The sequence below is a fragment of the Vibrio olivae genome, assembly GCF_042428525.1.
GTDB classification, from domain to species: domain Bacteria; phylum Pseudomonadota; class Gammaproteobacteria; order Enterobacterales; family Vibrionaceae; genus Vibrio; species Vibrio olivae.
Window position 1 is genome coordinate 1,912,142 of the sequence record NZ_JBHMEP010000001.1, and the last position, 12,179, is coordinate 1,924,320.

Below are 12,179 nucleotides of genomic sequence, written 5' to 3' on the forward strand. Positions count from 1 at the left end.
AGCCCGCTGTTATGCGGGCTTAATCATCACTGAGTGATTGCTAGTGTCAAACTCTACGGCCTAACAATTATTCCCACTCAATTGTCGCTGGTGGCTTACCAGAGATATCGTAAACCACGCGAGAAATACCGTCGACTTCGTTGATGATACGGTTCGATACGCGGCCAAGGAAATCGTATGGCAAATGCGCCCAATGTGCAGTCATAAAGTCAATGGTTTCCACTGCGCGCAGCGAAACTACCCAGTCGTATTTACGACCATCGCCCATAACGCCAACAGAACGTACAGGTAAAAATACCGTAAAGGCTTGAGAGACTTTGTTATACAGATCAGCAGCGTGAAGCTCTTCAATGAAGATAGCATCCGCACGGCGAAGTAAATCACAGTACTCTTTCTTAATTTCACCTAGCACGCGGACACCAAGACCAGGCCCAGGGAATGGATGGCGGTAAAGCATGTTGTATGGCAAACCAAGTTCAAGACCAATCTTACGCACTTCGTCTTTAAACAGTTCACGCAACGGCTCGACTAACCCCATTTGCATATCGTCTGGCAAACCGCCGACGTTATGGTGAGATTTAATTACATGTGCTTTACCAGTTTTCGATGCTGCCGATTCGATCACATCAGGATAAATCGTTCCTTGAGCAAGCCATTTTGCATTTTTCAGTTTCTTCGACTCTTCATCAAAAACTTCAACAAACACATGACCAATGGTTTTGCGTTTTTCTTCAGGGTCTGATTTCCCTTCTAACGCTTTAAGGAAACGTTCTTCCGCGTCAATATGAATGATGTTGAGGCCAAATTTATCGCCAAACATCTCCATCACTTGCTCAGCTTCGTTTAAACGTAGTAGCCCGTTATCAACGAACACACACGTTAAGCGATCTCCGATAGCACGGTGAACCAGCATCGCAACAACCGATGAATCTACCCCACCCGATAGACCAAGAATGACTTCATCATCACCAACTTGTTCTTTGATACGAGCAACTGCATCTTCGATAATGGATTCTGATGTCCATAAGCGTTCACAGCCACAGACGCCCAGAACAAAGTTCTCCAGCATCTGAAGACCTTGTTTGGTATGAGTAACTTCAGGGTGGAACTGAACACCGAAGTATTTCTTCTCTTCATTAGCCATTGCCGCATATGGGCAGGTGTCCGTTGAGCCAACTTGAGTAAAGTCAGCAGGAATTTCGACAACTTTGTCACCGTGGCTCATCCAAACGTCTTGAATCGCATCAAGATCTTTGAATAGAGAACACTCGGTGACGTTCACTTGTGCGTAACCAAATTCACGTTCGTTAGAACCGGCAACTTGCCCGCCTAACTGCTCTGCCATGGTTTGCATGCCGTAACAAACACCCAATACCGGTAAGCCACTATCAAATACATATTGTGGGGCACGAGGTGAGTTATGTTCGGTTACACTTTCAGGGCCACCTGAAAGAATAATGCCGTCAGGATTGAATTCACGAATATCCGCTTCATCTACATCCCAACTCCAAAGTTCACAGTAAACACCGATTTCACGAACGCGGCGTGCGACCAATTGTGTGTACTGAGATCCAAAATCAAGAATCAGAATACGTTGGTCATGAATATTTTTCGTCATTGTGGGCAGTCTTTTAGCTAAGTGAAGAAAACGGAGGCGAGTGTACCCGCCTCACATCAAGGCTTCAAGGAAAAAAGCAAACGTTTACGTAAGCCTAATACCTTAACCTAAACGATAGTTCGGTGCTTCTTTCGTGATCTGCACGTCATGGACATGAGATTCCTGCATGCCCGCACCAGAAATACGGACGAATTCCGCTTTAGTTCGCATATCTTCGATAGTCGCTGAGCCTGTAAGACCCATGCTTGAACGCAAACCACCCATTTGCTGGTGAACGATCTCTTTTAGGCGGCCTTTGTACGCGATGCGACCTTCAATACCTTCAGGCACAAGTTTGTCTGCCGCGTTGTCTGTTTGGAAGTAGCGATCAGAAGAGCCTTGAGACATTGCGCCCAGAGATCCCATACCACGGTATGATTTGTACGAACGACCATTGTAAAGAATGACTTCGCCTGGAGATTCTTCCGTTCCAGCGAACATTGAACCTACCATCACACACGATGCGCCAGCAACGATGGCTTTACAGATATCACCTGAAAAACGAATACCGCCATCAGCAATCACCGGAATACCGTATTCATTCGCCACTTCGACAGCATCAGCAATCGCGGTAATTTGTGGAACCCCTACCCCAGTAACAATGCGAGTCGTACAGATAGAGCCTGGGCCGATACCCACTTTTACAGCACTCACACCCGCTTCAATCAGAGCTTTTGCTCCGGCGCCCGTTGCCACGTTACCACCAATGATATCAAGATCTGGGTAAGCAGCGCGGGTATCACGGATGCGTTGTAGAACGCCTTCTGAGTGCCCGTGAGAAGAGTCAATCAAAAGCACATCGATACCAGCTGCAACCAGAGCCGCAACACGTTCTTCGTTACCTGCACCCGCTCCCACGGCCGCGCCAACACGTAAACGACCACGATCATCTTTACATGCATTTGGTTTACGTTCTGCTTTGTGGAAGTCTTTTGCGGTGATCATACCGGTAAGCTGGAATTCATCATTCACAACCAGAACTTTCTCAACACGCGCTTCATGCATTTTTTCTTGTACTTCAGCGCGAGTAGCACCTTCTTGAACGGCAGCCAAGCTCTCTTTCGGCGTCATCACTGAAGCGACTTTTTTGCTCAAATCTGTTACAAAGCGTACATCACGCCCGGTAATAATACCGACCAATTCGTTGCTTTCAGTCACCACAGGAAAACCAGCAAAGCCATGTTTTTCGGTTAACGCAACCACATCGGCAATGGTCGCATCAGGGCTGACTGTTACAGGGTCTGTAACCACACCTGCTTCAAATTTCTTAACTTTACTGACTTCTGCCGCTTGTTGTTCAATCGACATGTTTTTGTGAATAAAACCAATACCACCTTCCTGAGCAAGCGCAATCGCAAGGCGAGCTTCAGTGACCGTGTCCATGGACGCGGAAATCATAGGAATGTTCAGGTTTATGTTTTTGGTCAACCGAGTGCGAAGATCGGCTGTATTTGGGAGAACGGTGGAGTGTGCTGGTACGAGTAATACGTCGTCGAAAGTCAGCGCTTCTTTGGCAATTCTTAACATTTGCAATATCTCACAACAAGAGGTTTAAAAAAGTAAATCCAAGCTTTATCGTTTCGCGTAATAAAGTCATTTGGATTAGATATTGCGGAGGGATTATACGGCGAACGAAATCGCTTGGCTACACATTTTTATATATTTTATTTGCATTATCCCCCTTGATATGTATTATATTGCCGCTAATTTCCATACTCACGTCTTCGGAATTAGCCCTCTCATATGACCAATCAAAATATATTCACCGTTTCACGTTTAAATGCTGAAGTACGTTTGTTACTAGAAAATGAAATGGGAATAGTTTGGCTGGTTGGCGAAATCTCCAACTTTTCTGCGCCTGTTTCTGGGCACTGGTACTTCACACTAAAAGATAGTCGTGCGCAGGTTAAATGCGCGATGTTCAAAGGGAACAACCGCCGCGTCACCTTCAAGCCCCAAGCTGGCAATCAAGTATTAGTCAAAGCGCGTTTATCGCTTTATGAACCTCGTGGTGATTACCAGTTAATTATCGAATCAATGCAACCTGAAGGCGATGGTCGTCTACAGCAGCAGTTTGACGAATTAAAAATGAAGCTGGCTGCCGAAGGCTTATTTGCTCAAGCTCTCAAGACACCGCTTCCCGAGCATCCTCAACGTGTCGGGGTCATAACGTCTAAAACCGGTGCCGCTTTATACGATATTTTAGATGTGTTAAAACGCCGAGATCCAAGTTTGCCTGTTGTTGTTTATCCAACGCTCGTTCAAGGCGAGGAAGCGGCTATTCAAATCGCTCAAGCGATTGGTCGCGCAAATGCACGCGCCGAATGTGATGTTTTGATCGTTGGCCGGGGCGGTGGCTCACTGGAAGACTTGTGGTGTTTTAACAATGAAATCGTCGCTCGCACTATCGCGGCGAGTCAAATACCAATCATCAGTGCTGTTGGCCATGAAGTGGATGTCACCATTGCCGATTTCGTTGCCGATGTTCGTGCACCGACCCCCTCAGCAGCAGCCGAACTCGTCAGCCGAGATAATAGCCATAAACAGCAAGTATTCCAGCAGCGTCAACAGCATCTAGCGAGCAGTATGCTGCACTATTTTTCTAAACAGCAGCATCAGCTCTCCATGCTATCGCACCGCCTGGAACGTCAACACCCGCGCCAACGCTTAATGCAGCAGGCGCAACAACTTGACGATCTACAAATACGCTTAGCGCGTGGTATACAGCACCAACTCTCTCAGAAAAAGCAAGGTTTACAACGGTTAGATCATCGACTAGCTTTGTGTTCTCCTCAATATCAATTGAGCCATCAGCAAAATCATCTCCAGCAGTCGACACGTCGTTTACAAGACGCACTGAAGCATCAATTACTCAACCGTCGCCATCAACTTTCCTTAGCGGCTGAAAAGCTTGATACCGTAAGTCCACTCGCGACACTAAAACGTGGTTACTCGATTACACAATCAGCAGATGGTGATGTCATTACCGATGCCTCCTCGTTGCAGTCAGGAGACAAAGTCATTACTCGACTTGCATCAGGCGAGTTCAAGTCAACGGTCGATTAGTCCGCTTTGGCAATAAATCGAAAAGTTAAACGCGATTTCGATTTAAGTTCATTACAGTGATTACAAAAGTAACTTGCCGCACCGCACGCCTGTAATTTTTCAAGTTGATGACCGCACTCTGGGCAATCGGCTTGTTTTTGATAACGTTGGCTGCATACTTTGCACACATACCCATTATCCCATTCAAGAGACTGCTGACAGTTAGGGCATAGATTGTCACTCATCATTGGGTTCCTCAGTAAAGCGCATATCCAGATGGTAAACGTTGCGATCATTAATCAGCATTGATCTTCATCACAATAGACAAGTAACGATCTATATTAGCGCTCATATTGACGATAGATTGAGCGTAGTCGGCGAAACATACGCACTCCTCTACCCCTGTCTGTTGATCGAAAAGATCCTTTGACGATCGGAGGCTTAATACTCTTTGTTCAGCGATCTGCCCTTAAAAGAACTTTTATATAACCACATACCGAAAGCATAAGTTACATGTGCTGCATTTGGATTTAATACAGATAAATATCCTGACTTTTATATTTTTTATCTTTAATTCAGTATTAAATAAAAAGATCGCTTATTGCGATGGCGCAATTACATGCGTGTGCATTTCGAGATTTTGTTCATCAACCTTCACTAATCGTACCTGACACTCAGCGATATCTGCGAGTGATTCAATATGAGTCCCACCGCAAGGAATAACCGCGAGTTGTGGCTCGTGTAGATCGCACTGCCAATAGCGAGAATCCGTTAGACTGGGGCCCTCACAGCGCATTGTCACTTTTGAATCCAGCGCTAGCCAATCTTTAAGTTGTTGATTAACAGAGTTTTCTATCGAAGATAACTGTTCAATCACCTCAGCACTGTTTAAACCTCGCTTACGCAACGTTTTCCCCAATCGATAACAATCGACACATTGGTCGGTGGTCACCGTACTTGTTTGCTGAGCATAACTATTGAAATCTCGGTGACCAAGCGTATCTTTACGCTCTGCATCCTTTCGCCAGTAGGCTATATCGAGCACTTTGTTAAGGGCTAAATACGCTAAATGTCCTGCGCTATGGCCTCGGCTAAGTGCACGTTGGTAGTTCTCATCAACAGATAATTTCACTATATCGCCGAATTTAACAATACAATTATCTAAAACTCGATGTACTACAACAAACTCCCACCCCGGTGTATCGCGTTTTACGGGAATATTCTCACCTATCCATAATTGTTGGCTTTGATGTTCAAAGGCTCCAACCAAACAATCAACGACCGCCACTGATTGAGCTTCGGTACAAATAACGCCCTTATCCGCTGGATGGTCTGGCCATATATGACTCACAGGGTGAAAAGGTGAAATATCGGTAACAATATCTAGGCCTCCCTCGCAGGGTTGAATCCATTGTACCGACGCATCTAACTGCCAAATTTGATGGCAAAAACGAATGTGGGTTGCACTGACTGTCATGCTCATTCCTTTTGATTGATGACAAAACCTAAAGATAAAAAAAGCGCCAACGATCTTCATCGTTCGGCGCTTGATTCAATCAAGAAAACTATTTCTTGCGATCTTTCATCATACTCATTAGGCGCTTACGCTTTCTCTCCTGAGATAATGTCGCTTTAGTGGTTTTCTTCTCAAATGGGTTTTCGCTGTTTTGGAATTGGATACGAATTGGCGTTCCCATGATCTCCAAAGACTTGCGATAGTAGTTCATCAGATAACGTTTATACGAATCTGGAAGTTCATTCACCAAGTTGCCATGGATAACAATAATCGGTGGATTATACCCTCCAGCGTGAGCGTATTTTAATTTTACTCGACGGCCACGAACCATTGGCGGCTGATGATCTTCCGTTGCCATCTTCATGATGCGAGTCAACACGGACGTACCGACACGAGTCGTTGCCGATTTATACGCTTCTTGTACTGATTCAAATAAGTGCCCAACCCCAGTGCCATGCAACGCTGAAATAAAGTGAATACGCGCAAAATCAACAAAGCCAAGACGGCGATCCAATTCTTTCTTCACGTATTCTTTTACTTCGGAATCTAAGCCATCCCACTTATTAACGGCGAGAACAATCGAGCGACCAGCGTTAAGAGCAAAACCTAATAAACTCAAATCTTGGTCAGAGATATTTTCGCGTGCATCAATGATCAGCATCACCACGTTCGCATCTTCAATGGCTTTCAATGTTTTAACCACTGAGAACTTTTCTACGGTTTCATTAATACGCTTACGACGACGAACACCCGCAGTATCGATAAGTACATATTCACGTCCATCACGTTCCATTGGAATGTAGATGGAATCACGGGTTGTACCCGGCATATCGTAAACAACCACACGCTCTTCGCCAAGAATGCGGTTGGTCAATGTTGACTTACCAACATTTGGACGACCAATGATCGCCAGTTTAATGGGTTGGTCTTGAAGACGCTGGAACTCTTGCTCTGCTTCTTCTTCCGTAAACTCAAGTTGCTCTTGCTCTGGTTGTTCATCACCAGTCAGATCTTCGATCTGCTGTGACTCTTTAAGCAATTTCTCTGCAAATGGGTTAAGAACACGGTCAATCAGCGAGCTAACACCACGTCCGTGAGCTGCAGCAATCTGGTACATGCTTTCCATCCCCAATTGCCAAAAATCGGCACTGGCAGCGTCAACATCGATACCATCGACTTTATTCACGACCAAATAGCTAGGCTTTTCGGTGCGACGTAAATGATTGGCTATCGACACATCCGATGGGGTGAGACCTGCGCGACCATCAACAAGGAATAGGACGACATCTGCTTCATCAATTGCCGCTAGCGATTGACGCGCCATCTCATTTTCAACGCCTTCTTCACTGCCATCAATACCTCCCGTATCGATAACAATAAACTCGTGTTCACCAAGCTTTGCTTGACCGTATTTACGGTCACGGGTGAGGCCCGGGAAATCGGCCACCAACGCATCTCGAGTGCGCGTTAGGCGGTTAAACAGCGTCGATTTACCCACATTCGGGCGGCCCACGAGGGCAACAACAGGTAACATAGTAACCTCTACAATATTTCTTTCTATGTAGTTATAGGTAAGGATAGCGGGCTTTGCGCTGTCTTTGCCTATAACCACACACTTTAGGATTTAACTCAACAAAACGGCCCCTAGCTGTTACCAACCAGGAGCCGACTGTGAATTATATCACGTTATTATTCGTTGATCGTTAGTTTCTTTACTTCGCCTTCGCGAGTTACCAGCACATAACCATCATCGAGTTGGATTGGTGCCACGGCAAAACCGCTGCTATCGACATGTTGCTGAGCAACAAATTCACCACTATCACGATCAAGCCAATGCAGATACCCTTCGCTATCGCCAACCACTAAGTAACCATCAATAATCGCTGGTGCCGTTAGTAGACGATTTTCAAGTTCATCATTGGTCCAAATTTCAGTGCCGCTACGCGCATCTACCGCCGCTAAATGGTCATCTTGCGTTACGACGAAAATACGGTTGCCATCCGAAGCGAGATCGGTGGCCGATGAATACTGGCGTTTCCACGCTGGCTTACCAGAACGTAGATCAATGGCGGTGAGCTGACCGTTGTAACCGGCAATGTATAATACAGGGCCAATAACAACTGGGGTTGCGTCTACATCCACTAAACGGTCGATTTCAGTCGCACCTTGCGGAGTGCCTATCGGCTGTTGCCAAATAAGCTGGCCACGGTCAACAACTGCTGCCGCTAAGCGACCATTTGCCGTTCCCCAAAATACACCACCACCAGCCGCAACCGGTTGGCTATCACCGCGTAAGGTGAGGTTCGGCACCTCGGTGCTAATGGTCCATTTCTGTTCGCCAGTATTTTGGTCAAGCGCGACAAGCATGCCACGGCTGGTATTAACAATAACCAAATTGCTGTCGGTCGTAGGTGCAGCAAGTACTTCACCTTCGACATTACTGTGCCAAACTTCTTCACCGCTTTCTGCGTTGAGCGCCGTAACACTGCCGTTTTCACTACCGATAAAAATTTTATCGTAGCCAGCGGTGATCCCGCCCGACAAACGAGCTGGCACATCTTTTTCTAAATCAATTTGCCAAACCGTTTTCCCGTTTTCTGGATCAAGGGCTTTGACGAGTCCACTTCGACTCGCGACAAACACATGATCATACGCGTATTCAGGCTTTAGCTTAGAGTAATATTCACCAACACCATCAGCGATAGACGTCGCCCAATCCATTTTAGGAGTGAATTGGTTGTCTACACTTGGCACCGGTGCCATGACAATGGTGTCTTCCTCACTGGCACAGCCAGCAAGCACACCCATCACCACGGCCGAGATTAGAGCTTTACGAAGCAATGTTTTCATTGTTCACGCCTTGTTATTTGGCCAAATCATCCAATTTCATTTGCAGCGTCTGGCTTGCGTCCTGAGCTTGTTGAGCTTCGGTGTATGCAATATAAGCCGCGTCATTGTTACCTTGGCTTAATTGAATATCACCACGCAATTCGGCAACGCGACCTTTCCAAGATTCAGCGCTGATCTGCTTGAGATCATCAAGTGCGGCTTGATAGTTTTGCTGATCTGCGTGTAAACGCGCGAGACGGTAGTTAATCACCGCTTTCAACGCATCATCCGATGTTGCACCTTTCGCCCAAGTTAGCTGCTCAATTGCAGCATCAGCTTGCTCGGCCTCTACTTGCACTTTTGCCAATTGCAGAGCAGCCAGAACCGAGTACTCGGTGTCTTTATTCGCATCAATAAAGCTTTGTACAGATGACTGAGCATCAGTCCCTTGTTCCTGCAGTGAGGTCATCGTCGCCGTGTAGGCTTTCGAAGCAGCTTCCTGCGCCTCGGTGACTGTATCTTGATAAAAACGCCAACCAAAAATGCCGCCTAAGCAAATAACTAAACCAGCAACAACAGGTTTGCCATTTTCTTTAAACCACTCTTTAATCTGTTCAACTTGTTGTTCTTCAGTATCGTAGAGTTCCACTTCCTGCCCTCTTAAATCTAAAAAAATGGTGATATCAAATCACCATTTTGAATTTGAGTCGTTAACTTAAATAAGTTCTGCCAGTTTGGCGGCAACGTCACTTTGTGCATAAGTGGTTTGCTCACCACCGACGAGGTCTTTCACCACCACTGTGTTATCTGCCACTTCATTTTCGCCGAGAACTAAAGCAACTGCGGCGCCGACTTTATCCGCACGTTTAAATTGTTTCTTAAAGTTTCCACCACCAAAGTGATTCATCACTCGAAGGCCAGGAACTTGTTCGCGCAATTGTTCGGCGAGTTTCATTCCCGCCATCATTGTGCCTTCGCCAGCAGTGACAACATAAGCATCGACACTACGGCGGACATCGTTAAGTTCTAACGTTTCTAGCATCAGAACTAAACGCTCAAGGCCCATGGCAAAACCAACGGCTGGCGTCGCTTTGCCGCCAAGTTGTTCAACAAGGCCGTCATAACGTCCACCGCCACATACTGTACCTTGAGCACCTAGGCTTTCGGTGATCCATTCAAAAACAGTGCGGTTATAGTAATCCAAACCACGCACTAAACATTCGTTAACTGTGTATTCGATACCTGCAGCATCAAGAAGTTCACGTAATCCAGAAAAATGTTGTTTAGATTCATCATCTAAATAATCAGAAAGACGTGGGGCATCCCCCAAAATAGCTTGAATCTCTGGATTCTTAGTGTCGAGTACACGCAAAGGGTTTGTGTACATTCTACGTTTGGCGTCTTCGTCTAATACCTCAGTATGTTGTTCAAGGTATTCGATCAACGCCGTACGGTAATTTTGACGAGCCTCTAGTGAACCGATTGAGTTAAGTTCAAGGCGAACGTATTTATCGATACCCAACTCACGCCATAGACGTGCTGTCATCATAATCAGCTCGGCGTCGACGTCAGGGCCATCAATACCAAACACCTCAACACCGCATTGGTGGAATTGACGATAACGACCTTTTTGAGGACGTTCATGGCGGAACATTGGCCCCATATACCAAAGGCGTTGCTCTTGGTTGTACAGTAAGCCGTTTTCAATACCAGAACGAACACAACCTGCTGTCCCTTCAGGACGCAAAGTTAGGCTGTCACCGTTACGATCTTCAAAGGTGTACATCTCTTTCTCAACCACATCAGTGACTTCACCAATCGCACGGCTAAACAGATGCGTCATCTCGACAATCGGCATACGCACTTCGTTATATCCATAAGCGCTAATGACATTTTTGGCGGTATTTTCGAGTTTTTGCCACAGTGGAGACTGGGTTGGGAGGCAGTCGTTCATGCCTCGAATTGCTTGAATAGTTTTTGCCACAATACTTACCGTAATTCTGGTTGAGAAAATTAATCTTTGATATTGATGCTGATACGATTTTGCTCGTCCATCATCGATGCTTTTGCGCGGATTTTGGCTTCAAGCTGATCCACAAGATCATTGTTGTCAAAACGCTCTTTTTGACGTTTACCGTCTTCATAGAAAGCGCTCTTTCTGGCACTGCCCGCTAACCCTAGATGCGAAACCTCTGCTTCACCAGGGCCATTGACCACACACCCGATGATTGAGACATCCATTGGAGTGAGAATGTCTTCAAGACGCTGTTCAAGGGCATTCACTGTACCAATGACATCAAATTCTTGTCTCGAACAACTTGGGCAAGCAATGAAGTTAATGCCTCGCGAGCGAATACGCAGCGATTTCAAAATATCGAAACCCACTTTGATCTCTTCAACCGGGTTAGCCGCCAACGAGATACGTAACGTATCACCAATACCTTCTGCCAGTAGCATACCTAAACCGACGGAAGATTTCACGGCTCCAGCACGAGCGCCACCAGCTTCAGTGATACCAAGATGCAAAGGTTGATCAATCTGTTTTGCCAGCAAACGGTAAGAATCCACCGCAAGAAAAACGTCAGACGCTTTTACGCTAACTTTGAACTGGTCAAAATTGAGACGATCAAGAATATCCACATGACGCATCGCCGATTCCACCAGTGCTTCTGGTGTCGGCTCGCCGTATTTCATTTGCAGATCTTTCTCAAGCGAGCCGCCGTTAACCCCAATTCGAATCGGAATGTTCTTATCACGGGCACAGTCAACGACTGCGCGAATGCGATCTTCTTTACCGATATTACCTGGGTTAATACGTAAGCAATCAACACCATATTCCGCCACTTTCAACGCAATACGATAGTCAAAATGGATATCAGCCACTAAGGGGACTTGGACTTGCTGTTTGATCAGCTTAAACGCTTCCGCCGCTTCCATGGTCGGCACCGAGACACGAACAATGTCTGCACCCACTTTTTCCAAAGAACGGATTTGCGCCACTGTTGCTTCTACATCAGTGGTTCGAGTATTGGTCATGGACTGAACCGCAATCGGTGCGCCATCACCAATAGGAACGTCGCCCACATAAATTCGTTTAGATGGACGACGTTTAATCGGAGATTCGTGTTGCAT

At 46.1% G+C, this 12,179-nt stretch carries 10 protein-coding genes; 1 reads left to right on the forward strand and 9 read right to left on the reverse strand.

The genetic code is table 11. The annotated features are described in order from the left end of the window. Positions 1–67: 67 nt before the first annotated feature. Together guaA and guaB are read right to left on the reverse strand one after the other, a co-directional pair. Complete coding sequence (gene guaA, locus ACFFUV_RS08885; protein ID WP_390191335.1) at positions 68–1,618, reverse strand: glutamine-hydrolyzing GMP synthase; 1,551 nt, start codon at positions 1,616–1,618, stop codon at positions 68–70. 102 nt (positions 1,619–1,720) lie between these two features. Continuing rightward, positions 1,721–3,184, reverse strand: a complete 1,464-nt coding sequence (gene guaB / locus ACFFUV_RS08890; protein ID WP_390191337.1) for an IMP dehydrogenase — start codon at positions 3,182–3,184, stop codon at positions 1,721–1,723. 216 nt (positions 3,185–3,400) lie between these two features. On the opposite strand from guaB, the gene xseA reads away from it, so the two are divergent. Continuing rightward, positions 3,401–4,723: an exodeoxyribonuclease VII large subunit gene (xseA, locus tag ACFFUV_RS08895; protein WP_390191340.1), complete on the forward strand. Its 1,323-nt coding sequence runs from the start codon at positions 3,401–3,403 to the stop codon at positions 4,721–4,723. Here xseA and ACFFUV_RS08900 read toward each other — a convergent pair. From ACFFUV_RS08900 to ispG, 7 genes are all read right to left on the reverse strand, one after another. Next, positions 4,720–4,947, reverse strand: a complete 228-nt coding sequence (locus ACFFUV_RS08900) for a zinc ribbon domain-containing protein (RefSeq protein WP_390191917.1) — start codon at positions 4,945–4,947, stop codon at positions 4,720–4,722. The two genes, xseA and ACFFUV_RS08900, sit on opposite strands and share 4 nt — an antisense overlap. Positions 4,948–5,300: 353 nt before the next feature. Further along, a complete protein-coding gene (locus tag ACFFUV_RS08905) occupies positions 5,301–6,179 on the reverse strand; it encodes an alanyl-tRNA editing protein (RefSeq protein ID WP_390191343.1) in 879 nt (292 codons plus the stop codon). Between the two features lie 88 nt (positions 6,180–6,267). After that, positions 6,268–7,752 carry a ribosome biogenesis GTPase Der gene (der, locus tag ACFFUV_RS08910; RefSeq protein ID WP_390191345.1) on the reverse strand — a complete coding sequence of 495 codons (1,485 nt, stop codon included), beginning with the start codon at positions 7,750–7,752 and terminating at the stop codon, positions 6,268–6,270. A 155-nt stretch (positions 7,753–7,907) separates the two neighbouring features. Next, the gene (gene bamB / locus ACFFUV_RS08915; RefSeq protein WP_390191348.1) at positions 7,908–9,068 is read right to left on the reverse strand and encodes an outer membrane protein assembly factor BamB; all 1,161 of its coding nucleotides are present in this window, start codon (positions 9,066–9,068) and stop codon (positions 7,908–7,910) included. Positions 9,069–9,081: 13 nt separating this feature from the next. Then, the gene (locus ACFFUV_RS08920; protein WP_390191350.1) at positions 9,082–9,696 is read right to left on the reverse strand and encodes a YfgM family protein; all 615 of its coding nucleotides are present in this window, start codon (positions 9,694–9,696) and stop codon (positions 9,082–9,084) included. Positions 9,697–9,762: 66 nt separating this feature from the next. After that, positions 9,763–11,031 carry a histidine--tRNA ligase gene (gene hisS, locus ACFFUV_RS08925; RefSeq protein WP_390191351.1) on the reverse strand — a complete coding sequence of 423 codons (1,269 nt, stop codon included), beginning with the start codon at positions 11,029–11,031 and terminating at the stop codon, positions 9,763–9,765. A gap of 29 nt (positions 11,032–11,060) precedes the next feature. Next, a complete protein-coding gene (gene ispG, locus ACFFUV_RS08930) occupies positions 11,061–12,179 on the reverse strand; it encodes a flavodoxin-dependent (E)-4-hydroxy-3-methylbut-2-enyl-diphosphate synthase (RefSeq protein ID WP_390191353.1) in 1,119 nt (372 codons plus the stop codon).

Bases quoted from the DNA above. Each gene is read 5' to 3' on its own strand.
- bamB (WP_390191348.1), bottom strand. From the start codon at position 9,068: ATGAAAACATTGCTTCGTAAAGCTCTAATCTCGGCCGTGGTGATGGGT.
- guaA (WP_390191335.1), bottom strand. From the start codon at position 1,618: ATGACGAAAAATATTCATGACCAACGTATTCTGATTCTTGATTTTGGA.
- der (WP_390191345.1), bottom strand. From the start codon at position 7,752: ATGTTACCTGTTGTTGCCCTCGTGGGCCGCCCGAATGTGGGTAAATCG.
- guaB (WP_390191337.1), bottom strand. From the start codon at position 3,184: ATGTTAAGAATTGCCAAAGAAGCGCTGACTTTCGACGACGTATTACTC.
- xseA (WP_390191340.1), top strand. From the start codon at position 3,401: ATGACCAATCAAAATATATTCACCGTTTCACGTTTAAATGCTGAAGTA.
- ACFFUV_RS08905 (WP_390191343.1), bottom strand. From the start codon at position 6,179: ATGACAGTCAGTGCAACCCACATTCGTTTTTGCCATCAAATTTGGCAG.
- ACFFUV_RS08900 (WP_390191917.1), bottom strand. From the start codon at position 4,947: ATGAGTGACAATCTATGCCCTAACTGTCAGCAGTCTCTTGAATGGGAT.
- ispG (WP_390191353.1), bottom strand. From the start codon at position 12,179: ATGCAACACGAATCTCCGATTAAACGTCGTCCATCTAAACGAATTTAT.